This is a genomic window from uncultured Treponema sp. (assembly GCF_946187725.1).
In the GTDB taxonomy this organism is placed as follows: Bacteria; Spirochaetota; Spirochaetia; order Treponematales; family Treponemataceae; genus Treponema_D.
On the sequence record NZ_CAMHSK010000015.1, the window covers coordinates 25,170 to 50,430 of the forward strand.

Sequence of the window (25,261 nt, forward strand, 5' to 3'; positions counted from 1 at the left end):
AAAAAATCCTTGCGTTTAGTTTTGGCTTGTTTCTTCGTCAAGCTTGATGAGTGTGTTATCGATACATTCTTTTATTTCGCGTGCAAATCTTTCTGCAGAGAATTTTTTTGCATGCTGATAAATGAAATTTGTGTCGAAAGCACCGTCTTTTTCAAGTTCCTCAAAACGGTTTATCGCACGCTCAACTGAATCTACTGTGGCATGGCTGAAGAAAGTTCCTGTTTTGCCATTGATTACGGTTTCCAGAGCACCGCCTTTGCCAAACGCGATTACCGGGCGACCGCAACACTGAGCTTCAACAGGTATGATTCCGAAATCTTCTTCTGCACAGAAAATTAATGCACGGCATCTCTGAAGATAGTCCATGACCTCTTTGTCCGAAATTCTTCCTGTGAAAGTGATTTTTGAATCCTTGTAGCTTGAGGCCAGCTTTTTGAGTGATTTTTCCTGACTTCCGCTTCCGATTACGACAAGATTCTTTTTGAGGTTTCCACAGGCCTGAATTGCCAAATCAATTCTCTTATATGGGACAAAACGGCTGAAAACGACAAAGAAATCTTCATGAGGTTTGTAGTTTGGAAACAGTTTGTCTGTGTTAACTGGCGGATAAATGACAGTTGACTCACGGTTCCAGTATTTTTTTATTCGTCTTGAGATGTAGTTTGAGTTCGCAATCAGTGTGTCAACTCTCTGACTTGAAATGTAATCCCAAAGTCGGATTTTTGGCATCCATTTATCCATGAAAAATTGAGTTATTCTGCCGCTTCTGGTTTTATAGTCAAAGTATTTGTCCCAGGCATAACGCATTGGTGTGTGAATGTATGCGACATGCGGGGTGAGTGGTGAGGTGATTACCCCTTTTGCACAGCTGGATGATGAGCAGATTACCAGCTTGTAATATGAAAGGTCGAAGGATTCGAATGCTTTTGGCATGAAAGAAAGAAATTTTGTGTACAACTTTGTAGAAAAAGGCCATTTCTGCATGAAAGATGTATGAACTTTCTCTTTTGGAAAAATTTTTCCCATCTTTTTTTCATCATAAACAAGCGTAAAAATTTCTGCTTCCGGGTAGATTTTGAGAAGTTCTTCAACGACGCGTTCTGCACCGCCATAATTAACCAGCCAGTCATGTACAATCGCAACTCTTTTCATGATTCAGCCTCCTCAAGAAGATTATATAACATATTTGCTGAATTTTGATAGGTGAATTTGTCTAAAATTAGATTTTTTTCTTCTTCAGAAATCTGTTTGCCTAAAAGTTCTTGAAGATTGCAATCCGTGTCTTTTGGGTCGATGTAAATTGCGGCGTTTCCGTAAATTTCGGGGAGACTGGCGCTTTTTGCGACAATTATTTTTGCACCAACAGAAAGCGCTTCAAGCGGAGGAATTCCGAATCCTTCATAGTAAGACGGGAAAATGAAGGCAAGGCATTTTTTCATCAGCGACTTGACCTCACCGTCACTTACATAGCCAAGGAGAAGTACATTTTTGAGTGTTGAAAGTTCCTCGATTTCGGGTGAATGCATTCCTCCGATGACCTTACCGGAAATTGCGAAAGTCTGCTCCGGATGCTTTTTTGCGTATTGTGCAATCCATTTAAGATTTTTGCGTTTTTGAAGGCTTCCGAGTGTAAAGAAAAATTCCTGTTCTGAAAGGCGCGGAAATCTTTTGAAAATTTCGTTATCTTCTGCTATGTTGAGAAAGTGATCCCAGCCGTTTGGAATAACCGAAATTCTTGAATCATCGACTTTGTATGCCTTTTGAATCTGATTTTTGGAAAAGTTTGAGACTGTGAGCACTTTTTTTGCATTTTTCGCAATATTTCTGTAGTTAATGCAGCTGTAGAGACGAATCAATTTGTCTTTTTTGGAAGTAAAATCTTCTGGAAAATCTTTTGCGTAAATGTCATGCAGAAAAGCGTAGCCGCACTTGCGTGAGAGCGGGGCTGTGTTCGAAAAATTCAGCCCGGTCGCCTTGTGCTTTTTGCACATTTTTGAAAAATAGAATAAATCCCATCGTGGAAAACTTTTAAGTAGTTTGCCATGGATAATTTTGATATTGTTGAATACAGGAATCGATTTTGCGTTAGCTGGAACTAGAATTGCGTATTCGACAGACGAATTTTGTTTTTTTGCAAGAATAGAATCCAGCTGACGGCAAATCTCAAAGGCGAACCGTTCAATACCAGTTAGATTACGGCAGAGAAAATTTCCGTTGATTAGGATTTTGTTTGACATGTGCTGTTTTCCTTTAATTTAGCACTGCAGATTTTTCAATCTTGTCCATTGTGGAAATCATGTAATCGGCTGTGAGCTTACCTGCTTCACCGATGTGCTGCCATGCTTCTGCCTTGTAGTGGGCACGCAATTTTGCAAGTTCTGGACTGTCGCTGGCATTTTTTATGACTTCGGCAATATTTGCAAAATCTTCTTCCTTGATTGGAATTCCGATTTTCTGCAGCGTCGTGACTGCCCATGGTTCATGACCTGTATCGTAGATGTCGTACGGAAGCAAATCCATCTCGGCATTTGCGTACATTACCGGCTTGTCGCATAAGAAGGTGTAGTCATAGACGATTCCTGAGAAGTCAGAAATCATGATATCGGCCTTTTTAAGTGAGTAGATATTATCCCGTTCATTATCCCATGAAAGGTTTGCCGCATCTTTGTATCGTTCCTGAAGACGGTCGAGCATTTCTTTTTCTGAAATGCGGCTCTGCGGATGAGGGCGAACGATAATCTTCATGCCACTTTTTACGAGCGGGTCAAGCAGCTTTTCGCCGTAAAGACCGAGCAATGCACTTTTTCCCCATGAAGGAGAGACAAGAACAGTGAATTCATGATTTTCTTCGGCAGGGATTGAAGCCATTTTTTCTTTGAGCACATCAAGATATGTACAGCCGACAGTTACAAGTTCCTTTGCAGGAAGTTCGCGCTGTTTTTCAAGCAGTCGAATGTCATCTGCCTGATAATCTCCGGTCATCAAAACTGAATCAAAGTAATCGAGACCGAAAAGGCGGTACATTGTTGAGTCAGTACAAGAATGGAAGATATGGCTGTAATGCTTTACATTCTTGCTTCGTTTGAGCTGATAGACCTGCAAGCCCGGTGTTGTCATTAAGACGATTCCGGCGCTGAGCATGTTGAGCTTTGCGTAGGCAACATTTCCTGTACCGATACATTCAGGTTTTACAAAAGAAAAGCCTTTTTCATAAATAGGGTCATCTTCTGTTCCTGTGTAATAGGTAAGGTCAATACCGCGTTTTTCAAATTCTTCGGCTACTGGAAGAAAAACCGTAAAATAACGCTTGTCTTCGCAGTAAATTACATATTTTTTGTAGGACTTGTCTTCCTGAACACCTTTTTTTCCGGCAAAAACAAGCTTTAGTTTGAGCCAAAGTGCCTTAGCCAGGAAAAAGAGCGTTGCAGCTGCACCAATCAAAATAGAAAAGAGCATCGAACCTGTGCCAGGATCGATATACAAAGGTAAAATCATAATTGTATTGCGGTCATTGAGCCTGTCGAAATGACCTTGCTTTGATAGTGGTTTCGATTAGGCTCAACCACCGCGTTTTTATTTGTTCACAAATTCCTTGATAAGTTCGAGAACTTTGTCCATGTCAGCCTGTGGAGCGACAGTGATTCGCATTGAAAGATGGCTTCCTTCTGTCCAGAGGCGTGTGAGGTAGCCGTTTTGTGCGAGATAGTCTTTGAGGGATTGAACATCGATTTCTTTGTCGTTCTCGCCCAAATTCTCATTGAAGCGGATAAAGATGAAGTTTGCGGCAGACTTGTAGGCTTTGATTCCCTTAATCTTGTTGATTTCAGAGATGAAGTCGTCCTTGAGCTTGATGATTGTTTTTGTGAGGTTTGAGTAATACTCTTTGTCGCGAAGGGCAGCGATACAGACTTTGCGGCCGATGTTCGATACTCGGAACGGGTTCAAGTCGAGCTTGAAAACCTGTTTTGCCATTGGAGTACACAAGCCGAAGCCCATGCGGATTCCTGCAAGACCGTAGAGTTTTGAGAAGGTACGGCAGAATACGACATTGTTGTATGAGTTGAGCAAATATTTTGCATCGTAAGTGACTGTTGAAAGTCCGAGATATGCTTCGTCAACGATTACGAGGGAAGTCGGATTCTCTTTGATGACCTTCTCCAAGTCGTTTCTGCTGATTACGGCGCCAGTCGGGTTGTGTGGTGTTGTGATTACGATGATGCGTGGTTTGGTCTTTTTTGCCTCTGACATAAGGCTCTTCATATCGAATTCATAAGAGTCTTTGCCCGGAACTACATTGTAGTAAGCGGCTTTGGCATGGCGAAGCTCACAGACTGATTTGTAGTAGTTCCATGCAGGAGAAGAAATAAGAACAGTGTCGTCCTTGTTGAGAACGATTGTCATGATTGTCTTGATGACATCAGAAGAGCCTGAATGAATGAAAATTGAGTCTGTTGGAATTTCAGTAACTTTTGAGACTTCAACAGCCAGATCATCCTCACGGGTCAAGTCGTAAAGATACAAGTCTTCCATCGTTGCGTTGTGAAGAACTTCAAGACATTTTGGGCTTGGTCCGAACAAGTTTTCGTTTACATGCATTCGGCCTGTTAGCTGCTCAGTTGCGACTACAGAATACTGTTTTGTCTCGCCGTAGTTTGAAAGATAGCTGATTCGCTGTGTGGAATTGATGAGCTCGTCTTCCTGGAAGAACTGCTCGATGAATTCTTTGAAATTTGGATAGAACTGAAGAATGTCGTCTGTTGTATCGAATTCTTTGCACTCATTGTCGTCATAGCGTTTGATTTTCATCAGAAGCTCAGTGATGTGCTTGATCTGGAAGTCGTCCCAGAGCATGTATTTCATTTCTGGGTCGTAGTATTCTTTTACCATCAAATCGACGAATTTCTCTGAGAATGATTTTGAGAAGAAAGCTTCACCGATTGTGTACCATGCTTTTTCACCGCCTTTTTTGACTTCTGTCATGTAGCCGCGGTCATCCAATCCCTTTACGCAGTATTCGTTACAGAATTCGTCTGAGTAAAGACAGCCGTAGTATGAGTCGTAAACATAATCCCGGTAAACGTTGTGAGCGAACCAGTTGTCAGAACAGCAGATGTAACTTGCTTTGATGTAGTCTTTTGCCGCGTAGAGGGAAGACATATTGTTTTTTTCTTCCCATTCGGTGTTGTCGATTACGATAAGCTCAGGGTATTTTTTTGCCATTTCGTAGTAGCGCTCTTTGAGGTAGCCGACTACAAGTACGATTTCCTTGATTCCTGCATCGTGGAGCTGCTTAATCTGTCGTTCAACCATTGTGTCGCCCTTAATCTCAAACAAACCTTTTGGAAGGTAGTTTGAAAGCGGCATACACCTTCGGCTTCGGCCCGCTGCCATGATGATTGCATTGTCAACTTTGTATGGAGCGAGGGCTGCCATACCATCATCTGTGACTTTGTTATTTTTTACCCAGCCTGCCTTTGTACAGCTGAGAACTGTGTCCTTGTTGAATAAACTTGTGTCTTCCTTGCGTCGGACAGCCATAAGATAATCAAATTCTTGTTCTGTCATAAAATCTCCTGTTCTTGGTAATAATTCGGAAAGAAGTATTAGCAAATATTGTAATACGAATTGCTATATATTTCAATCTTTTATATTTTCACGCTTCCAGCTTGAAGCTTTAAAAATGCTGTCTTTTACACGCCACCACTGGTCATCGCGGATTTTGTAGGTGTACCAGTCCTTGTAAAGCCAGGCCTGATGAACATCACTTGATGTAACTACAACCCCGTCTTTTTTGATTTCGTTTGTATCGAGCGGAAGGGCTTTGTTTGTGAAGGGGTTTACTGGATTTTTAACGATTCCTCTAAGTGCAAGTGAGGGCACATCTCCATTAGTCATGAATGTCATGTCTTCTTTTAAGGTGCCTTCTGCTTCAAAGTCTTTCATCATCAGTAGCGGATGAAAATGCCCCCTGCCTTTATAGCGGTCACCAGCAATCTTTTCATCAAGTTCGTCGTCTTTTTCAAGGCAGTCCTCGTAAGTTGCCCGTCCATGATCTGCAACAAGAATGATTCTTGTATTGTCATAAACACCGTGATCCTTGAGGTAAGAAATCCATTTTGCAAGCCGTTTCATTGCCGCCATGTTTGTGTGATATGCTTCTTCTTCTGAAAAACGCGAAGTTCCGAAATCGCTTACATTTTGAACCGGCACATAGTCTGGAGCCTGCATGTAAACGCTTGAGTGCGTAAGTTCGTTAACCATGCAGACATAGCTTCCTTCTTCTGAATCAGAAAAATCCGTGAGTTCACAAAGAAAGTCGAGTGGGGCAAGATTGTTGATTACATTCGTGTATGAAGTAACATCACCGTTTGAATTCCAATATTTGCCCTTCATGTAAATTACTTCGCGTAGAATTACGGGACTTTCACGGAAAATGCTGAAGAAGAACAGGTTTCTTTTTAAGATATCATCTGTATTATCAAGATTGTCTGCTCCTGAATGGGTTTTGTACCATGCAGTTGAGTATTTCCCGATGGTCTGATAGCCGTCGATTTTTTTATAAGGTTCTGTTATCGTCAAATCTGCATAGGCAGAATAGTTTGACCATGACGGATCCGTGATTACGGCACGGAAATTCGCCTGTTCTGTAAAGATTCTCGGCAACATGAGAAGGGCTTCGTTTGTCTTTTTGTACAGGAGTTCATCGTTTCTTCTGTTCATTTCTAGTGGTGAATATTCATATCCGCCGTAGACAAGTGGCGCGCCCATGAAAGTATGTCCATTGAAAGAAACTGTGTTCGGATAGAAAGTAAATCCTGTGAAAATATCTTTGAAATCGCTGGATTCTTTGAACATTTCTTCTATATATTGGCTTTCCGAACGATCAAGCATAAAAACAACTACATTTTTTGCTTTGTTTGAAAGATGAAAAATTGGCTCTATTTCGACTTCATTAAGGCTTCCGCTTGCGACAAAGGCCTTGTATTCTTTTTTGATTGTATTGATATTTGTTACTGCAAGTGCAAGCATCGCAAAACAGATTATCGCGAATGAATATGTGAAAATCTTTCCGTCGAGGCGGGCGATAGTGAGTGCGGTAAATACAAAAAACGCTGCGATAACAAAAAGATTTAAAATAGAAACAGCCGAGCCTGACCTGAAATCAACTGAATTCAGGAAAGTGAGGGTTGCCGAAACATCTCCGTAATTCAGCATAAAGACAAAAGAATTAAGCAGTGCTGAAATGGATAAAAAGGCCATGAAAACTGAAAGCACAGTCTGAACTTTTTTATTGAAAAGAAAGTACACGCACACTGGCCAAAAAAGAAAGAAGCCCGATGCCTGCATGAGTGTGATAATTAAGAATCTTAAAGGCTCCGGATTTGAACCGATCCCGGAAAATTCAATCGGAGATGAAGAAATAAGGGATGCTGGAAGTGTAAGCCCTGAAAGAATAAAAAGCAGTATGCAAGAAAGAAGGTAAATAGTGGTACGGGTTTTGTTATGTTCAAAAAGCGGCGTGAGGAATTTATGGAAAAGGAACTTCACTGCCGTCAAAATGAAGGGAATCAGGTAAACAAGAAGGACTGCCGAAACGATAATCGCTTTGTAGGCTGTCTTTGTGTCAAAAAAGAAGAGAATGTAAATGAGAACCGGGATGCACACCGCACAGCTGAAAATCCAGAAGGATTTGAGCGGATTTTTGAGCTTGTAGAACACATTCTTTACAAGGGAGAAAATATTGTTGAATGTCCAGTAGAGGACTAAACCTGCCGGCGAATTGTAAAGGACTACAAGGAAAATCGCCGCCATACCGAAAATCTGAACCTTTTCACGGATTCCGTGTCCGCGCGAGTAGATGAGGCCTGAAATGCAGTTGATTAAGGTCATTGCAATCGGAAGGACATTTACCTTAAAAGAGCCGATTGAAAAAAGTGAGTCTGGACTTCCCATGTCACGGATAAAAAGGAAAGATTCTCCCTGTAAATCCGTGAGGTGTGAAAGGTAAGAATAAGCCGCAAGGAAAAAGGGAATCTGAATCAAAAGACCGAAGGAAGAGCGCAATCCCATAATCGGACTGTAATGATGCTGTTTGTAGAATGTCGTGGTCATCATGTAGCGTTCATCGCCAGAAAATGCCTTTTTGATTCGGCCTAAGCCCGCTTTCATCTTGTTTTGCTTGTCGCGCTCAACTTCCTGCCAGTGTTCTGCTACTGCATAAAGAGGAAGACACAGAAGGGTAATTGCAATACTTACCCCGATAACGGAAATGCCCTCGTTGTGAGTGATTTTATCAACGAGAGTGTATGCGATTTCGATAATCGTGTAGAGAGGGTAAATTATCAGCGTGTAAAGAAAATTCATTTAACCTAATCCTTCTGGGCTTTGAACTTCTGCCAGTTTTCATCAACAAAAATATTGTCTTTTATATGAATCCATTCATCATCTTTGAGAGTAAACTCATATTCGCTCTTTGAATGATAAGGCATGAAAACATCACCTTTTGTGACAATAACTCCGTTTTCTTTATAGCCTTCGTTGATTGGATTGCCTGTAAAGGGGTTGACCGGATTTTCAACAAGACCTTTGAGTGCAAGTGAAGGAACATCAGCGTTTGTCATAAATCTATTGTTGACTTCGATTTTTTCGTCTGTATGTGCGTTAAAATCTTTTACGAGCAGAACGCAGTTCAGGTGGTCTTTTGAGTATCCTTCAAAATCAGCTGTTTTATACAGAAAATTTCTTCCGCCGATTCCGTGGTCAGAGACTATGATGATTCTTGTATTGTCATAAATTCCCTGTTCCCGAAGATAATCTGCAAATCTGGCAACTTGAATTAGTGATACTGTGTCAATTTTGTAAGCACCATCGTTTAATGAATATGGATATTCTGGTTCGATGGCATACATTGAGATGTCTTCGTTTGAATGGGTACATTCGTTTGTGAGGATTGAAAGAGTTGGTTTTTCAGAATTCGTGTCCGTAATTTCTGGGAGATAATAGAGGATTGAATACCAGTTAGCAAAGTCGCTGGAACTTTCTTTAATGCCGTTTTCCCACCAGGTTCCCTTGTAGTAAACAACGGGTCTTAAAACGGCTGGAACCTCACGGAAAAGACTTACCCAGAAAAGATTCCTGAGCAGAACATGTGAAAGAGATGCTTTTTCATAGCCTGGTTTGAGGGTTTCTTTTTTGAAGTCACCGGAATATCGGCCGAGAAGAGAAAATGTATTTAATTTTCCGTTGAGTTCAGGATTTTTTTTGAGAGTAAAGCGTTTGTATCCTTCCATGTCGGCGATATAGCTGTAATTTGCCCAAGAAAGATCAGAAACTGTTGAAACAAAATCTTTTTCTGAAAGGATTTTTGGAAGCACGGTCAAAGCCTGATTGTGTTTTTCTTTAAGGGTAAGCTCTTTGCGCTTGTTCATCTCATAAGGAGTGTAGTCAAATCCGCCGTAAAGGGCAGGGGATCCCATGAGAGTGTGGCCGTTGAAACTGAGGCAGTTAGGGTAGAAAGTGAAGCCGTCAAGCTTTTCTGAAAGACCTTTCTGATCGGTAAGAATTTTTTCAACATAGGCGGATTCAAAACGGTCAAGCATAAAAATCACAACATTCGGCTGCGTCTTTGAAAGAGAAAATTTTATGCTCTGCGCATCATCGCCTGTGTGTGATTCTGCAAAAATTCTGTATTCATTTGAGATTTTTTTTGTGTTGATTACAGACAAGATGATGAAGACCGAGGCTGCGACAAGACAGAGATTCGTGAGAATCTTCTGAAAGCGGAATCGAATTAAAGCGGCTGAAAGAATGAGTACAAAAATCGTGACGAAAATATTAAGCAGAATGAAGATTTTAGATGAATTTGAAATACCGTCAATAAATTTAAGCGTAACATCCATTGAGCCATAATTGCCTGAGAAAATGTAGGCGTTAAAGATTGCACCGATAAAAAATGCAGCGAAAAGCCATGCAGATAAAGTTTGTATCTTTTCTTTGAATAAAAAGAAGATACATGTTGGCCAGAAAATCATGAGACCGAAACTCATCCAGAATGAAGAGTGAAGGAAAGAGGTCGGATTAGTGTAGCTTTCGATATTTGAAAATTCCTGCACCGAGCTTGAAATCAGCTCACTCGGAAGTACGAGGCCGTTCAGAATACAAAGACCAGATGCACAGAAGATAAATAGAAGAAAACGAGCCTTTTTGTCATCGAAAAGAGCTTTGAGGGTATTTTGTGCAAGATAGTTAAAAAGTCTGACATATAAAGGAATCGGAATCAAAGCCAGAAGGAATAATACTGCGGCCATTCGCTTTTTGAGGTTGGCTCCGCCGTCATAAAGGAAAAGAATATAGAAAGCAATGCTGCAGACTGCAGCGACCATGCAGAAATAAAGGACTTTCACAGGATTTTTCATCTTGTAGAAAACATTCTTTACGAGGGAGAAAACATTGTTCATAGTCCAGTAAAGAACAAGTCCTGCAGGAGAATCATAAAGAACAACAAGGAAAAGAGCTGCCATTCCGTAAATCTGAATCTTTTCGCGGAGACCGTGTCCCTTTGAGTAAATTGCACCTGAAATGCAGTTAATCGCCGTCATTGCGATTGGAAGGATGTTCACATTGAATGAGCCGATTGAAAAAATTGCATCGGGTTTTCCCATATCCCGGATAAAAAAGAAATGCTGCCCCATTAAATCTGGAAGGGAAGAAAGAGTATGGTATGCGGCAAGAAAGAAAGGAATTTGAATGAGAATTCCGAAACTTGAACGCAATGCCATAATCGGATGGTAATGATTCTGACGGTAATAGGTGTTCAGAATCATGTACTGCTCATCACCTTTGAAGGCATTCTTTATGCGGTCAATGCCGTTTTTCATTTTGAACTGGATATCGCGTTCTGTTTCCTGCCAGCCTTCTGCAACAATGTAAAGTGGAAGACATAAAAGTGTGACCGTGAGACTGACACCCAGAACTGCAATTCCTGTGTTTCCGAACATTTTGTCAAAAACACGGTAAGAAATTTCTATAATCTGTGTAATCGGTGAGAGAATAATATTGTAAAGAATTGTTGTAATCGGCATTTTATTTGTTTAATTTGCTCCAGTTTTCATCTATATATATATTATTTTTAACAGCGTACCATTCTTCAGGTTTCACATTGAAGGCTTTTTCTTTGCGGATTCTGGTGCTTTGAGCGCGGGCTGTGTTCAGAATTGAATAAGCGTTCTTATCTTCAACTTCGAGCGGTTTTCCTGTGAAAGGATGGCGTGCATTTTCGATTAAATCTTTTGCGGCAAGATGAGGAGTATCCGCATTTGTCATATAGGTGTAATCTGTTTTAATGCTTCCATGTGAGTTGAAATCCTTGACGATAAGCGTTGCAACGAAAAGGCTTTTGGGGAACGGTGTACTTGTTCCCTGCAAATCGGTAATTGTTTTTTTTGCTTCTCCACCCAAGTCATTAGACATACCATGATCTGATACGATGATGATTCTTGTGTTGTCGTAACAGTCGTTTGCTTTGAGGTATTCAAAAAAATCGAAGTAGCGGCTGAAGATTCCGCACATCGTGCTGAATTCAGGATTGTGCTTAAGGAAACTGTTTCCTGGATTTGTTATGTCCTTTGTTTTTCTGAAATCATATTCCGGTGCCTGTAAAAGTGTCGGCTCATGAGTTGCCTCATTGTCCAGCAGAATGAGGGTTCCCTTGCCATCATCAATTTGCGTAAGTTCAGGAAGGTAGTCGATTACAGAATAGTTGTCTACGAATCTTGCACTGTTATCCCATTTGTTGTATGCCATCCAGTAATCACGATGATATACTGCACCACGGAGAATCGGTGAAACCATTTTGAATAGAGAGAACCATACGAAATTCCTGAAAATCTGAGAACTTATATAAGGTTCTTTTTCCATTCCGTGCTGCGCATACCAGTAGTTCGTGAAAGTTCCAAGAACTTTATTGTGGCGGATAGCTTCGTGTCCCTTGTACTTTGCAATATATGAAATGCTGTTGATGTCAATTCTTTCTTCAAGTTCAATTCCATGCTTCTGCAGATTTGGGTTGTTGAAGTACATATTGCTTTCTGGCTGTTCAAGATAGTTTTCGTAAGGAAGATTTGCGACTTCTGCTCTGTATCCATGTTCTGTAAAAAGCAATGGAAGAGTCATCATGGCTTCGCTGTGTTTGTCCTGTAGTGTTTTTTCCGGCTCTTCATCTGCGCGCTGGTTCATTCGATATGGTGTGTAGTCATACCCGCCAAAAAGCCCTGGGGTGCCAATCATTGTGAGCTTACCCATTGAGATAGTGTTCGGATAGTAGGTGAAACCATCGAATTTCTCGCGTGAATCTGGAAGCTCGTCAAGAACTGCAGGTATGAAAGGTGAAAAGCATCTGTCCTGCATGATTACAATCACATTCTGTTCTGCTTTTGACAGATGAAAAATAGGCTCCAAATCATTGTTATATGATGGAACCGGCATGTTTGAGTATTCTCTTTGAATTATATATGAGTTTTTTGCAGAAATTGCCGTTAAAGATAGTAGCAGAATGACAAGAAGCGATTTGATTACTGAAGGATACTTTGAAATGAGAAAAAGAATCGTTAAAAAAACTGCAATAACAATGACTGTGTTTAAAATAAAACTTTGCATTGACGGAATAAATTCCTGCGGCTGCATAAACTCAAGCCATGGCTCGACTGGACCGTATTTGCCGCCAAACACAAAGGTATTTATTGGTGCGATAAAAGCAAAAGTCGAAAAGGCTAGGACCAGAAGTTTTTTTATGCGTGCTGAAAAAAGACCGTAAATCGCACCGCACCAAAGCAGAAAAATTCCTGCACTTTGGAAAAAACTGGATGTCATGAAGACGAAAGGTGAATGATAGCTGTCTACATAGCAATAATTGTTCGGTTCGCTTTCTATGATTGTTGAAGGAATGGAAAGCCCCGCAAGAATTGTGAGCGCAATAACCGAAGAGAAGAAAATAATGCAGCGAAGATTTTTGTTTTCGTCAAGAATTATAAAGTGCCTGTCGAGAAAAACTGCGCAATACTTAAAGGCGAAAGGAATTATCGGTAAAATAACCCCAAGAAATAAAACTGCCATTCTGAATGCAGATTTTTGTTGTGATAGTAGAGTGAATGGAAGAAAAATACAGAAAACTGCGAATGTGCAGAGAATAATGTATAGAACTTTTTTGGGATTCTTGATTTTGTAAAAGATATTTTTTACGAGTGAAAGAATATTGTTCATTGTCCAGTAGACGACTAGCCCAGCCGGCGAATTGTACAGTACTACCAGAAAAACTGCAGCGAATACATAAATCTGAACTTTCTCACGAAGTTCATGCCCCCGTGAGTAAATAAAGCCTGACACACAGTTGATTAATGTCATTGCAATTGGAAGAATGTTGATTGCAAAAGAGCCAATATGAAAAGTCTGATCAGGCGAACCGAAATCTTTTATGAATAAAAAACTGATTCCCTTTAAGTCGCTGAATTCTGAAAGAAAGTGATATGCGGCCAGAAAAAACGGAATCTGAATCATCAGGCTGAGTGAAGAACGCAAAGCCATAATCGGGCTGTAGTGATTCTGGCGGTAAAAAGTATTTAGAATCATGTACTGTTCATCGCCCTTGAATGCCTTTTTAATGCGGTCTATACCAGGCTGCAATCGGGTTCTTATTTTTCTTTCTGTTTCCTGCCATTCTTCTGCAACCATGTAAAGCGGGAGCGTGCAGAGTGTAACTACAAAACTTAAGCCTATTACAGCAACCGGCTCCTTGTCCGTGGCTTCATAAATAAACTGATAAAAAAAATCCAAAAGTTGTGAAATCGGAAATATAATCAGGTTGTATAATGCTGATACCATGTATTTTAGTCTAATCAAAATTAAATAATTGTACAATTACATTTCTTTGTTAGAGTCGAAAAATCTAATTGTATCTCAAAAATAAAAATGATATTATTTTTACCATGTTGAACGCTCTTTATACAATTATTATTTATCCATTATATCAGATAGTCGAATTTGTCTATAGGGTCTTTAAATCTGTTTTTGACAATCCTGGAATATCAATTATCGGGGTTAGTATTGTAATAACTCTTCTTTGTCTTCCTCTTTATGATGTCGCTGAAAAGTGGCAGGAAGTTGAGCGTGATATTCAGAAAAAAATGTCATATAGGGTGGCGCGGATAAAAAAAACATTTAAAGGGGACGAAAGATACATGATGCTTTCGGCCTATAACCGTCTTGAGGGGTACAACCCGCTCATGGCACTCCGCTCTTCGTTCGGAATCCTCATACAAATACCTTTTTTCATTGCTGCCTTTCGTTTTCTTTCAAGCAATCCTGACTTGCAGAGTAAATCTTTCCTGTTTATAAAAAATATGGGGCAGCCGGATGCTCTCTTTCACATTGGTACTTTTTCCGTAAATGTTCTGCCAATTCTTATGACAGCAATTAATATTACAGCCGGTGCGATTTATACAAAAGGATTTGCCATAAAAGATAAAATTCAGGTTTACGGCATGGCACTGGTGTTCCTTGTGCTTCTTTATAATTCTCCTGCAGGTCTTGTTTTTTACTGGACGATGAACAATGTTTTTTCACTCGTCAAGCATATTTTCTATAAATTAAAGAATCCACTCAAAAAGTTTTACATCTTATGTGCAGTCGTTTTTACATCAGCTGTCTTGTATCTGCTTTTTAAGCGTTTCGAGCGCATCACCATTTTGATTCTTCTTGATGCCGCATTGCTTTTGCTTCCTGTATTTGTCAAATATGCAAAAAAGTTTTTTGCAGGAATGTTTCGTTCTTTGATTGCCCGAAGCTCTGTATCAGCTTCTATTTTCTGGCAGACAGCCATTGCCTTGGCTTTTTTATGCGGTATCGTTATCCCTTCATTGCTGGTCGTTTCCTCAACCTCGGAATACTGTTATCTTGAAGGATATTCAAATCCACTTTATTTTCTATATAATAGCTTTTTGCAGGCTGTCGGCTTGTTTGTTTTCTGGCCTGTATGTCTGTATTATCTTTTTAATAAGAAAGTCAAATCCGTTATGGCATTCGGGCTTTTTACAATCTTGTTTTTGGGTGTAATAAACGCATTCTGTTTTCAGGGAAATTATGGTGTTATTCTGCCGGAAGTCGTGTTCAGTGAGCACCGCTCCTTTTTTCCTTCTAAAACAGAATTTTTTGCCAATGTGTTCGCTCTTGCCGCTGTATTCGCTTTTATTGTTTTTCTGTTTAAGAAACAGCTTTATAAAGTGCTTAATCTTTGTTCGACTGTTTTTCTTGCCGCCGTCGTGCTCATTTCAACTTTCAACCTCGTAAAAATCGGTTCTTTTTTCAAGAATTATGACAAACCAGCCCCTCAGCTCACGGAAACTGACAAAATCGTTAATCTTTCAAAAACAGGCAAAAATGTTGTTGTGATTATGATGGATCGTTCAACAGGATTTGTAATCGACCCGGTTTTTGAAAATAAGCCCGAACTTTATGAGCAGTTTGATGGATTTGTAAAATATCCGAATACTGTTTCATTCGGTTTCTGGACTATTCAGGGCGCGGTATGCCTTTATGGCGGTTATGAATATACTCCGTGGGAAATGAATAATCACCGTGAAAAGCCAATGGTTGATAAGCACAACGAAGGAATTTCCCTGCAGGCAAATATTTTTGCGAACAACGGCTACAAAGTAACTGTTATGGATCCTCCTTATCCTAATTATGATCAGGTTCCGGTTGCAAAAGCTTTTGCAGATTTGCCTAATACAAGTTTCTATCAGTGTATTGGAAAATACAGCAATATCTGGTATCACGAGCATGGTTTTCCGATCGTTCCTATCCGAAGTAATCTCATAAAACGAAATTTCATTTGGTTCAGTCTTTTCAAGATTTCTCCGATGATTTTACGACCTGTCATTCATTATAAGGAATTCTGGGGAGCTGAAAAGGGAAGCGGCGGTCAGGATATTTCTCATTTTATTGACAACTACTCGATTTTGGAGTATCTGCCGCGCCTGACCAGCTTTGATAATGATGAAAACTGTTTTGTAATTATGGATAATGAATTGCCGCATGACTGGGTTTATACACAGGCTCCTGATTTTAAGCCGACACTTAATCTTACTGATACTGGTAAGGGGCGATGGTTTTCTAAAAAGATTTTCCATGTAAATTCCGCAGGATATATCATGCTCGGAAAATGGTTTGATTATTTAAAAGAAAACGGAGTATGGGATAATACGAGAATTATCATTGTTGCTGACCACGGTGCTAACGAGCGTGTAAAAGAAAAGTTTGATGAAAGTCCTCTTCCTCGTTCGCTTGAAAGCTATAATCCTGTCCTTATGGTGAAGGATTTTAATGCAAAGGGCAGAATGCATGATGATTATTCCTATATGACGCATTCCGATGTTCCTCAGATGGCATTTGAAGGACTTATTGAGAATCCTGTTAATCCATATACAGGTAATAAAATCAAAAAACTTACCACGGAAGAAAAAAATGCTCATTCCGTCATTTCGCTTAGTGGTGCAAATTCTGTGCTTAATACTGTCAATAACGGTTATAGGATAAAAGATTCTGATTGGTATACGGTTCACGACAGTATTTTTGAGGCTTCAAACTGGAAGCAGGAAAAGCCAGAATATAAAGACTTGTTTGAAAAAGCTAATTCAGGAGACAAAAAATGATTAGTGCATATCTGTTATATATTGATCCCGGTACAGGCAGCATGCTTTTCTCTCTTTTTATTGGACTTGCAGCGGCTGCTACATTCGGTCTCCGTGCATTATTTATGAAGTTGAAATTTGTCTTGTCAGGTGGCAAAGTTTCTAAGGAAGATTCAAAAAATATTCATTTTGTGATTTTCTCTGATCACAAGCGATATTGGAATGTTTTTAAGCCGATTTGTGATGAATTTGAAAAGCGTGGAGTTCCTGTAGTGTTCTACACTGCAAGTGCTGATGACCCGGCTTTAATTGCAGATTACACTCATGTTAAGGCTGAATATTTGGGTGAAAAAAACAAGCCCTATGCAAAACTTAATATGCTTCATGCAGATTTGCTTCTTGCCACGACTCCGGGACTTGATATTTATCAGTGGAAGCGAAGCAAGGGAGTAAAGTGTTATGTTCATATTCCGCATTCTATCTCGGATTTTGCAGGCTACCGCCAGTTTGCACTTGATTACTATGACTGTGTAATTGCATCAGGTGAGAATCAGCTGCCTTCAATGCGAAAACTGGAAGAACTCAGACCTTCTTTGCGTAAGAAGGAATTTAAAGTCGTTGGTTCAACTTATCTCGATTCCATGAAAAAACGGCTTGATTCCATGGAAAAACTTGTGCCAAATAATAAGAAAATTGTTCTGGTAGCGCCAACCTGGGGAAAAAGTGGAATACTCGCAAAATTCGGAGAAGCTTTTCTTTCTTCATTACAAAAAACTGATTTCAAGATTATAGTCCGGCCTCATCCGCAGTCGGTTGTAAGCGAACAGAATATTTTGAAACCATTACAGGAAAAATTTTCGGATTTTGAATGGAATTTCGACAACGACAACTTTGATGTTTTGAATCGTGCAGATATTATGATTACTGATTTTTCTGGCGTAATGTTTGATTATTCTCTTGTATTTGACAAACCTCTGATTTACACGGATACGGAATTTGACAAGTCTCCTTATGATGCGGATTGGCTGGACGAGCCGATGTGGGAATTCACGATTCTTGACAAGCTCGGAATCCAGCTGAAAGAGGAGCAGTTCTCGGACATGCAAAATGTGATTGAGAAAGCGATTGCAAGCGAGAGCCTTAAAGAATCAAGAAAAGAAGTCCGAGCTGCCGCATGGCAGAATCAGGGAAATGCCGCGAAGTCTGTTGTGGATTTCTTGATTGAGAAACAAAAGTCTCTTTAGAAATTGCTAAAAACGAACTGCTTCGACTTTTTTCATTGAGGTTTAATGTTATTAAAAAATCTTTCTCGTGCTAAAAATCTTTTTGTTTGTGTTGATTTTCTTCATCTTTACGATTCCGATTGCATTCATTCTCAAAGATGATGCCAATTCCTATGCGCGCGTGCTCTTCCACGAATTCTACAATCAGGATAAGATTGACTATCTTGTTTGCGGTGCTTCCCATGTCTCGCACGGTGTTGAGGCGAATAATGCTTCGCAAAAACTGGGAAAAGCTGTTTTTAATGCGGGCACTCCTTCCCAAAAAATCGACGGAACTTATGCAATTTTGCGGCAGGCAGTTAAGCTTTACAAAATCGAAAAAGTTGAATATGCGGGGAAGGGCTGCGTTTTGGATTTAGAGGAAATTCCTGACGGTGGCTTTTCAAATGATTCAAAAGAAGGAAAAATCAATGTTTCTGAAGTCAGCGAAGACTGGAAGGACACAATCGACAAAATCATAGCTTTGTGCCGTGAGAATGACATTGAACTGATTCTTTTCTCGATGCCATGCTCGGATTTTTACCTTAACGAGCGCGGAAATTACGATGAGTATTATTCTTTCTGCCGGGATTTTACGGCTGAAAAGGGCTTTTCATATTATGATTTCAATCTTGCCCGCCCTGAGATTCTTTCTTTAACAGATTCTGATTTCCGTGATGACAATCATTTTTGTAAAAAGGGCGTTTATGTCTGGACTAATGCTTTCTGCGACTTTTTCGGCTCAAAATATAAAGAAGAAAATGCCCTAGAAAAGTATTTTTATTCATCATTCGCTCAAAAAATGGCGGAGATGCCTGAAAAGATTTTTGGTCTTTACATGCCAAAGATTCGATTCAAACGGTCGTTTCGCTTCCGGCAGGCAAATCTTGTAAAATCCGCGTAATTAGCTACATCGACGGCATTAAGCAGACCGACTGCACTGAGAAGTTCGCATCTTTCTAAGAGTTTCTAGAGGAGATTTTTATGAGTTTTTATTCGTTTGCTTTTGCATTTTTTCTTTTTATTTCACTTTTTGTATATTACATTGTTCCGAAACGATTTCAGTGGTTCGTACTTCTTCTGGCAAACACTGTTTTTTATGCGCTTAGCGGAATCGGAAACTTTATTTTTATTCTTGCAAGTTCTCTTGTTACATTTTTCGGTAAGCCTTGCAAATTTCTGGCAGAGATGGCATATCACTCTCGGTGGCTGGATGCGTGACTATATTTTCTATCCGTTCGCGCTTACAAAAGCCATGCAAAATCTGAGCAAGTGGTGTACGAATCATCTCGGAAAGCATTTCGGCCGCACTTTGCCGGCATGTATCGCTAACATTCTCGTTTTTATGCTTGTCGGCCTGTGGCATGGTCCTGAGCTTCACTTTTTTGTCTGGGGCTTGTACAACGGACTTGTGATTGCTTTAAGCGATATTCTAAAGCCTGTATTTGAAAAAGTGAATGAAAAACTTCATGTAAACGCAAAGAGCAGGGGATGGCACATTTTCCAGATTATCCGCACTTTCATAATCGTGAACATCGGCTGGTATTTTGACAGAATCGTTGATGTCCCGAAGGCATTCGCTTATCTTAGAAACACTTTTATCAATTTCGGAAATCCTCTCATGCTTGCTTCAAAAGACTATATGAACCAAATTCTGGGAAATATCTCGGATTTCCAGAGTCATATCGTTCTGATTACTTTAGGTTCGCTGATTATTTTTGTGGTGAGTGTTCTAAAAGAAAATAAAATCGATGTGTACGGCGAGATTCAAAAGAAGAACATCGCCGTTCGCTGGCTGGGCTATTATATTCCATTGATTCTGGTTATTCTTTCACTAAGTTTCAGCGAAGGCGATGCAGGATTTATGTACGCTCAGTATTAATTATTTCCGTTGTCTCTTATCCAGTCACACACATACTGCGTGTAAGTTTCATTGTATGGAGTGATAATGTGTCCGAAACAGTCTGAAAAATTGGTGTTTCTTGTGATTTGTGGAAAATATTTTTCATCTGTCGTATCAATGTAAGAAATTCCGTGTTCCTTAAAAAAATCACGGCTTACAGCGATGGAAGTTTTGAGTTCCGGGTGGACTTCATAAATACATTCAGGAATAGGGCAAGAGATAACGTAAAAATCAATTCCGCGTTTTTTGCAGTACTCTTGGATTTTCAGAAAATATGCCTTGTCACTTTCTTGAATTTCTGTTCCATAAGTGCGGTTAACAGCTTCTTCATAATTCCATTTGCTGTTTGTTTTTAACGTTGACTCATCAATTGGTGTTGAAGAAGCCATTGTTTTATCTGTTACGACTTTTTTTCGTGATTCGAAAACTTTTGGAATTTGTGTTATATTTTCAGGAAATGAAGACCAGTCAAAAAAAGTTGATGTATAACGCTGTTCCATCACATTTTTGAAAACTATTTTTTGGAGTTCAGTATTTCCTTTCATGTCTGCAAAAAACTCACGATATAATTCTTCTGAATGAGGATATTTATAGGCCGGAAGCTGAAAATTTTGCATTATATCCCAGCCTGCGACTACAGTTTTTACATTGTGGGTATGAGCTGCATCAACAAGAAGATAATAAAGGCTTTCAGGATATGAACCTTGAGGAGCCAAAAGACCGCAGTACTGTCCGAGATTTTTTTCTATGACTTCTGGAACAAATCCGTCATTTTCAAGTGAATTGCCCAAAACAAGAAAATCGATGTTCTTTGTAATTCTATGGTAGCGGACGAATCTTTGATTTAACGAAGAAAAAGGGTAGAGAAGGAAAGTCATGATGCGGGAGCATAGAACGAGCACCAGACAGAATATGATTGATTTGATGACTTTTGTAGTTTTAGAACTGAGCATAAATAAAACCTACCATATTTGCAGCCTGAAAGAAAGGAACACTCAAAATAAGTGCAAGATAAATTGTCCATCTGACTGGAAGTGCCAGTTTTGAGATTGACTTTCGTACATCAACACCTTTTTCTTTTAAAATACTGATGATAAGCCAGATTACACTGAACAAAGCTACTGTATAAATGGTCAATTCGCTGAATGTATCGAATTTCCAGTTTTGGATGAGGCTGCCGTTTGTGAAGGTAAAAAGCTGTTTAATCATTGATGCGCTCATGTGAAGATCTGTAACATCATCGAATGCCCATCCAATATTGATTAAAAGAAATGTTCTTATGATTCGGAATGCCTTCCAATATGTACTTTGGGCGTTTATATGAAATAGAGTGATTAACTTTTCAAAAAGTGGTTTGAAAAGGATTCCTAGAACAATCAAAATTCCGTTGTAAAGACCGTATACGATGAAATGCCATTCAGCTCCATGCCAGACACCAACAATGAAGAAAACAAGAAGATTGCCTAGACATGCAGGAACAAGTTTACTTGCTGTTTTGCTGATTTTTGCAAGTTTTTTACCCATAGATGTTGAAAAGTTTGAAAGACTATAAGGATAAAATACATAGTCTTTCATCCATGTTCCGAGAGTAATGTGCCAACGTCTCCAGAATTCCGCTATTGACTGACTAAAAAATGGCTGACGGAAATTTTCTGTGAGTTTTATGCCCATAAGCTCAGAAACGCCTATGACAACATCCATGCCGCCGGAGAAATCTGCGTACAACTCAATTGAATAAAAGAAAAGGCCTGTAAATGTGATGTACCATGGTAAATCTGCATGATTTCCGAAAATGTATGTAACGACTTCTGTGGCACGGTCAGCGATAACCAGTTTTTTGAGAAAACCCCACAAAATACGCTGCATGGCAAACTGGGTGTTTTCAAGTGAAAAATGATGCTCTGTTTCAAAAAATTGTGGCCGAAGTTCGTTGTAACGGCTGATTGGTCCTTGCAAAATTGAAGGAAACCAGCTTACATATAGTGCATAATGAAAAAGATTTTTCTCGGCCGGATATTTCCCATTATAAACATCAAGCATATAGCTTACGACTTGGAAAGTGTAGAAAGAGATTCCTAGAGGAAGCAAAAAGTGGAACATCTGGATGCTTGTTTTGAAAACCGAATTAATGTTAAAAACTACAAAATTCGTATATTTCAATACGGCCAAAATTGCAAAGCAGGAAACGACTCCAAGCGAAACGAAACGCTTTTTTATTGCGTTGTAGTGAGTTCGGATTTCTTTTCGCTCTTGTTTATCTTCGGTTTTAGAGCGTTTTTCCTCACATTCGGAATTAATTGCACTAAGTTTATCGGCAGTAAAGAAGCTGATTGTGGTAGAAAGAATTATAAAAATTAATGCTTTCGGATTGTTTAGTGCATAAAAAATATAGCTTGCACAAAGCAACACAACCCACTTGATTCTTTGCGGAACTGCATAGAAAACTGTTGCTGTCAAGAGAAAAAAGAGAACGAATCCTGTTGATATGAAAGTCATAATTACTGCAATTTCTCAACCATAGCCCACATTGCTTCGGCAGAGTTGAAATTCTCTGGAACGATGTCGGCTGGTGTAATATCGATGTCGAAAGTTTCTTTGAGAGTGGTGATGAGCTGAACGATGTCGAATGAGTCCAAAATTGCGTTGTCGATAAGACCTGTTTCGCTTTTGAAATCTACATCTGGTTTAAGTTCTTCCAAAATTTTGAGTAATTCTTCCATAAAGTAATTCCTATAATAATAATTTTCTTAATAATTCAGTTTATAAGTTTCCTCGGATTTTCGCAATACGCTGATTTTCCCGTCATCATTGCACAAAACGGCTGGCAGCGGGTGGCTCAAAAAGAGGTAGATTCCTTCTGTGATTGAGTATGCGCCGATGTCACCGAAAACCAGAAGGTCTCCGATTGCAGGGGCCTGAAGAGAAAGCTTTCTGAGCACTATGTCGGCGGTGGTGCAGAGGGAGCCTGCGATTGTGTAGTCCTGGGCGTCTGAAAATGCGTTTGCCTGGGCGATATGAGTGACTGGCGGAACTTTCATGCCCATCATCTGGCCGAAGTAATTTATGTGATTGATTCCGCCATCGATAAGACAGTAATTGTTTTTTACGTCGCCCTTAACATCGACGATTTTTGTGACATATTTTCCGCAGGGGGAAGCCACATAACGACCAAGCTCAATCACATATTTGAATTTCGAGTTTTCAATAAGCTTTGAGAATTCTTCAAGTGCTGAGAAGTCGTTCTTTTCATCTTTGCCCGAAAAATAATCGTAGGGAAGACCTGCACCATACTCGATTTCAAGATTTTCTAGACTGAGTTCTGATTTTAAGCGCGTGCAGTAATCTTCGATGAATGGGATTTCCTCGGATATCGTCTTGAATTTCTTCTGTGTGCCAGTGAAGAAGTGAATTCCCCGGATTTTGATGGACGGAACCTGCTTGATTTTGGAAATGCATTCCGCCAGGTCTTTTTGGCTCATTCCGAACTGATTTCCACCGGTGAGCCTGAGAATTACGGCCTGCTCGTGCTGATTTTCACCTTTTGCGGCTTCAAGAAGATATTCACAGTGGGCCGGAGACTCAAGCGTGATTGTGTTCACTTTAAGTGAGTAAGCTCTTTTTACATCTTCGAATGTTTTTACAACGCCTGAGAAAACGATTTTGTCTGGATTCAAGCTGATTTTTTCGCAGATTGAAAGCTCTCCCGGTGAGCAGACCTCAAACAAAATGTCCTCGTTTTTAAGAAAATCCGTTAGAAAAGCGTTTGCCTTGATTGCATAGCAAAGTTTTGCGTTCTTTGGAAGCTTTTCCTGAATCTCATGAACGCGGTTTATAGCCTCTTTTTTATTGAGAAGATAGAAAGGCGTTCCATAATCTGAAGCGAGGGCTGTAAAATCAATCTTTGCAGGCATTTAATTTCTCCGTTAAGGCTCGTTTATCAATCTTTCCGTTCTTTGTGAGCGGGAATTCTTCGATAAAAATGAAATCTGAAGGAACCATGTAGACTGGAAGAGAGACTTTGAGAAGAGTGACGATTTCCTTTTTTTCGGTCTCTTTTCCGGTGTAGAATGCCGTGATTTTATTGTCGGCGAAAATACAGCAGGCTCGGGTAATGAACTCATGTTTTGCTATTGCGTTCTCAATCTCACCAAGCTCGATTCTGTGCCCCATGTGCTTAATCTGGGTGTCTTTTCGCCCGATGTAATAGTAATTTCCGTCTGTTCCGAATGTCGCAAGGTCGCCTGTTTTGTAGATTCGCTCGAAAGTAGACTTGTTATTTGGATTCTGAACGAAAACTTCGGCTGTCTTTTCGTTGTTGTAATAGCCGAGGGCTACGCAAGTGCCTGAAACACATACTTCGCCTTCGGTGTCTGCATCTGTCACAAGATTGTTGTTTTCGTCGAGAAGAAGGATTCGCTCGTTCGGGAAGGGGATACCCATCGGAATGCCTTTTGTGTATGAAGCCAAATCTGCTTCAAAAGGAATCCTGAAATACGTGCAGTTGCAGGTGATTTCCGTTGGTCCGTATAGATTTATGTATTCAGTATCTGGCAGAAACTTTTTCCAGATTTCAAGCTGCTTGATTGGCATAACTTCACCTGAGAACATGACTTTGCGGAGTTTTTTGGGCACTTTGTAATCAAAACCGTTGAGTGTAGAGACAATGCAGAGTGCTGAGACAGCCCAGATAAGAATTGTGATTTCGCGTTCTTCAAGGTAGTCAAGGAGTTTTGTCGGAAATGAAAAGAACATTTTTGGCACCAGATGAACAGTAGCACCTGTGAATACTCCTGAGAAAATGTCTTTTACGGAAACATCGAAGTCAAATGGCGCCTGGTTTGCAATATTGTCGCTTGATTCAATTCCAAAAATCTCAGTGAAAATCGAAATAAAATCGATTACCGAGCGGTGAGAAACAACGACGGCCTTTGGAGTGCCTGTTGAGCCAGAGGTGAAGTTTGCATAGACCGGATCCGTATCGATGATTGAACGGCGGCGGGCCTCTGTATATTCAACTTTTTCTTCCTCAAGGTTTTTATAGAATAGGGGAGTTACATTGAGATTCGAAAGTTTTTTCTCAAAGCGGCTGTCAGCAATGATGTGCTTTACACCGAGGGTTGAAATCATTGAGTTGAGCCGCTCGTCAGGGAATGTCGCATCAAAATATGAATAAAAGCAGCCTGCATAAAGTGCACCAAAGAAATATTCAAGAGTCTTGACGCTTTTATCAATCATTACAGGCACGGCCATGCCTGGCTCAAAGTATTTTGCGATAATTGCGGACTTTTGTTTTGCCCGTTCAACGAATTCTGCCCAAGTGACAGAAGAATTTACATCTGCGAAAGCTGTTTTATCAGGATATTTATTTGCTGTTTCTTCAAGGTAATCAAGAATTGTATATTTCATAGAAAAAA

The 25,261-nt window shown here is 39.9% G+C and carries 17 protein-coding genes; 5 read left to right on the plus strand and 12 right to left on the minus strand.

Annotated elements, in window-relative coordinates:
* Positions 1 to 15: 15 nt before the first annotated feature.
* The 7 genes from Q0Q74_RS07510 to yidC (Q0Q74_RS07540) form a co-directional block, all read right to left on the minus strand.
* Complete coding sequence (locus Q0Q74_RS07510; RefSeq protein WP_294429730.1) at positions 16 to 1,152, minus strand: glycosyltransferase; 1,137 nt, start codon at positions 1,150 to 1,152, stop codon at positions 16 to 18.
* Complete coding sequence (locus Q0Q74_RS07515) at positions 1,149 to 2,237, minus strand: glycosyltransferase family 1 protein (RefSeq protein ID WP_294429732.1); 1,089 nt, start codon at positions 2,235 to 2,237, stop codon at positions 1,149 to 1,151. Before Q0Q74_RS07515 ends, Q0Q74_RS07510 begins: the two co-directional genes overlap by 4 nt.
* A 13-nt stretch (positions 2,238 to 2,250) precedes the next feature.
* A complete protein-coding gene (locus Q0Q74_RS07520; RefSeq protein ID WP_294429733.1) occupies positions 2,251 to 3,495 on the minus strand; it encodes a CDP-glycerol glycerophosphotransferase family protein in 1,245 nt (414 codons plus the stop codon).
* Positions 3,496 to 3,573: 78 nt separating this feature from the next.
* Complete coding sequence (locus Q0Q74_RS07525) at positions 3,574 to 5,565, minus strand: aminotransferase class I/II-fold pyridoxal phosphate-dependent enzyme (RefSeq protein ID WP_294429734.1); 1,992 nt, start codon at positions 5,563 to 5,565, stop codon at positions 3,574 to 3,576.
* A 72-nt stretch (positions 5,566 to 5,637) separates the two neighbouring features.
* Entirely contained in the window at positions 5,638 to 8,364 is a 2,727-nt protein-coding gene (locus Q0Q74_RS07530) for a YidC/Oxa1 family membrane protein insertase (protein ID WP_294429735.1), read from the minus strand.
* A gap of 5 nt (positions 8,365 to 8,369) precedes the next feature.
* On the minus strand, positions 8,370 to 11,081 hold the full coding sequence (locus tag Q0Q74_RS07535; protein WP_294429736.1) for a YidC/Oxa1 family membrane protein insertase: 2,712 nt from the start codon (positions 11,079 to 11,081) through the stop codon (positions 8,370 to 8,372).
* A 1-nt stretch (position 11,082) separates the two neighbouring features.
* Positions 11,083 to 13,875 carry a YidC/Oxa1 family membrane protein insertase gene (gene yidC / locus Q0Q74_RS07540; protein WP_294429737.1) on the minus strand — a complete coding sequence of 931 codons (2,793 nt, stop codon included), beginning with the start codon at positions 13,873 to 13,875 and terminating at the stop codon, positions 11,083 to 11,085.
* 104 nt (positions 13,876 to 13,979) lie between these two features.
* Here yidC (Q0Q74_RS07540) and yidC (Q0Q74_RS07545) point away from each other — a divergent pair, with 104 nt between their 5' ends.
* From yidC (Q0Q74_RS07545) to Q0Q74_RS07565, 5 genes are all read left to right on the plus strand, one after another.
* Positions 13,980 to 16,703, plus strand: a complete 2,724-nt coding sequence (yidC, locus tag Q0Q74_RS07545) for a membrane protein insertase YidC (protein WP_294429738.1) — start codon at positions 13,980 to 13,982, stop codon at positions 16,701 to 16,703.
* The gene (locus Q0Q74_RS07550; protein ID WP_294429739.1) at positions 16,700 to 17,926 is read left to right on the plus strand and encodes a CDP-glycerol glycerophosphotransferase family protein; all 1,227 of its coding nucleotides are present in this window, start codon (positions 16,700 to 16,702) and stop codon (positions 17,924 to 17,926) included. Before yidC (Q0Q74_RS07545) ends, Q0Q74_RS07550 begins: the two co-directional genes overlap by 4 nt.
* Positions 17,927 to 17,993: 67 nt before the next feature.
* Positions 17,994 to 18,848, plus strand: a complete 855-nt coding sequence (locus tag Q0Q74_RS07555; protein WP_294429740.1) for a hypothetical protein — start codon at positions 17,994 to 17,996, stop codon at positions 18,846 to 18,848.
* An 80-nt stretch (positions 18,849 to 18,928) separates the two neighbouring features.
* Positions 18,929 to 19,165 (plus strand): hypothetical protein, encoded by a 237-nt coding sequence (locus Q0Q74_RS07560; protein WP_294429741.1) that lies wholly within the window; start codon positions 18,929 to 18,931, stop codon positions 19,163 to 19,165.
* Complete coding sequence (locus tag Q0Q74_RS07565) at positions 19,158 to 19,826, plus strand: MBOAT family O-acyltransferase (RefSeq protein WP_294429742.1); 669 nt, start codon at positions 19,158 to 19,160, stop codon at positions 19,824 to 19,826. The genes Q0Q74_RS07560 and Q0Q74_RS07565 overlap by 8 nt, the downstream gene beginning before the upstream one ends.
* Here Q0Q74_RS07565 and Q0Q74_RS07570 read toward each other — a convergent pair.
* Genes Q0Q74_RS07570 through Q0Q74_RS07590 form a run of 5 tightly spaced genes read right to left on the minus strand, consistent with a single transcriptional unit; the run spans position 19,823 to position 25,253 of the window.
* Positions 19,823 to 20,800, minus strand: coding sequence for a hypothetical protein (locus Q0Q74_RS07570; RefSeq protein WP_294429743.1), 978 nt, complete (start codon positions 20,798 to 20,800; stop codon positions 19,823 to 19,825). The two genes, Q0Q74_RS07565 and Q0Q74_RS07570, sit on opposite strands and share 4 nt — an antisense overlap.
* The gene (locus Q0Q74_RS07575; protein ID WP_294429744.1) at positions 20,787 to 22,343 is read right to left on the minus strand and encodes an MBOAT family protein; all 1,557 of its coding nucleotides are present in this window, start codon (positions 22,341 to 22,343) and stop codon (positions 20,787 to 20,789) included. The genes Q0Q74_RS07570 and Q0Q74_RS07575 overlap by 14 nt, the downstream gene beginning before the upstream one ends.
* A 2-nt stretch (positions 22,344 to 22,345) precedes the next feature.
* Positions 22,346 to 22,567, minus strand: a complete 222-nt coding sequence (locus Q0Q74_RS07580; protein WP_294429745.1) for a phosphopantetheine-binding protein — start codon at positions 22,565 to 22,567, stop codon at positions 22,346 to 22,348.
* A 27-nt stretch (positions 22,568 to 22,594) separates the two neighbouring features.
* Positions 22,595 to 23,758 carry an alanine racemase gene (locus tag Q0Q74_RS07585; protein WP_294429746.1) on the minus strand — a complete coding sequence of 388 codons (1,164 nt, stop codon included), beginning with the start codon at positions 23,756 to 23,758 and terminating at the stop codon, positions 22,595 to 22,597.
* Entirely contained in the window at positions 23,742 to 25,253 is a 1,512-nt protein-coding gene (locus Q0Q74_RS07590; RefSeq protein ID WP_294429747.1) for an amino acid adenylation domain-containing protein, read from the minus strand. Before Q0Q74_RS07590 ends, Q0Q74_RS07585 begins: the two co-directional genes overlap by 17 nt.
* Positions 25,254 to 25,261 lie beyond the last annotated feature (8 nt).

What these genes read in the sequence shown, in the direction of transcription:
- Q0Q74_RS07535 (WP_294429736.1), bottom strand. Translation starts at nt 11,081, where the DNA reads ATGCCGATTACAACAATTCTTTACAATATTATTCTCTCACCGATTACA.
- Q0Q74_RS07570 (WP_294429743.1), bottom strand. Translation starts at nt 20,800, where the DNA reads ATGCTCAGTTCTAAAACTACAAAAGTCATCAAATCAATCATATTCTGT.
- Q0Q74_RS07585 (WP_294429746.1), bottom strand. Translation starts at nt 23,758, where the DNA reads ATGCCTGCAAAGATTGATTTTACAGCCCTCGCTTCAGATTATGGAACG.
- Q0Q74_RS07550 (WP_294429739.1), top strand. Translation starts at nt 16,700, where the DNA reads ATGATTAGTGCATATCTGTTATATATTGATCCCGGTACAGGCAGCATG.
- Q0Q74_RS07560 (WP_294429741.1), top strand. Translation starts at nt 18,929, where the DNA reads ATGAGTTTTTATTCGTTTGCTTTTGCATTTTTTCTTTTTATTTCACTT.
- Q0Q74_RS07525 (WP_294429734.1), bottom strand. Translation starts at nt 5,565, where the DNA reads ATGACAGAACAAGAATTTGATTATCTTATGGCTGTCCGACGCAAGGAA.
- Q0Q74_RS07520 (WP_294429733.1), bottom strand. Translation starts at nt 3,495, where the DNA reads ATGATTTTACCTTTGTATATCGATCCTGGCACAGGTTCGATGCTCTTT.
- yidC (WP_294429738.1), top strand. Translation starts at nt 13,980, where the DNA reads ATGTTGAACGCTCTTTATACAATTATTATTTATCCATTATATCAGATA.
- Q0Q74_RS07515 (WP_294429732.1), bottom strand. Translation starts at nt 2,237, where the DNA reads ATGTCAAACAAAATCCTAATCAACGGAAATTTTCTCTGCCGTAATCTA.
- Q0Q74_RS07575 (WP_294429744.1), bottom strand. Translation starts at nt 22,343, where the DNA reads ATGACTTTCATATCAACAGGATTCGTTCTCTTTTTTCTCTTGACAGCA.
- Q0Q74_RS07530 (WP_294429735.1), bottom strand. Translation starts at nt 8,364, where the DNA reads ATGAATTTTCTTTACACGCTGATAATTTACCCTCTCTACACGATTATC.
- Q0Q74_RS07580 (WP_294429745.1), bottom strand. Translation starts at nt 22,567, where the DNA reads ATGGAAGAATTACTCAAAATTTTGGAAGAACTTAAACCAGATGTAGAT.
- Q0Q74_RS07565 (WP_294429742.1), top strand. Translation starts at nt 19,158, where the DNA reads ATGCGTGACTATATTTTCTATCCGTTCGCGCTTACAAAAGCCATGCAA.
- yidC (WP_294429737.1), bottom strand. Translation starts at nt 13,875, where the DNA reads ATGGTATCAGCATTATACAACCTGATTATATTTCCGATTTCACAACTT.
- Q0Q74_RS07510 (WP_294429730.1), bottom strand. Translation starts at nt 1,152, where the DNA reads ATGAAAAGAGTTGCGATTGTACATGACTGGCTGGTTAATTATGGCGGT.
- Q0Q74_RS07590 (WP_294429747.1), bottom strand. Translation starts at nt 25,253, where the DNA reads ATGAAATATACAATTCTTGATTACCTTGAAGAAACAGCAAATAAATAT.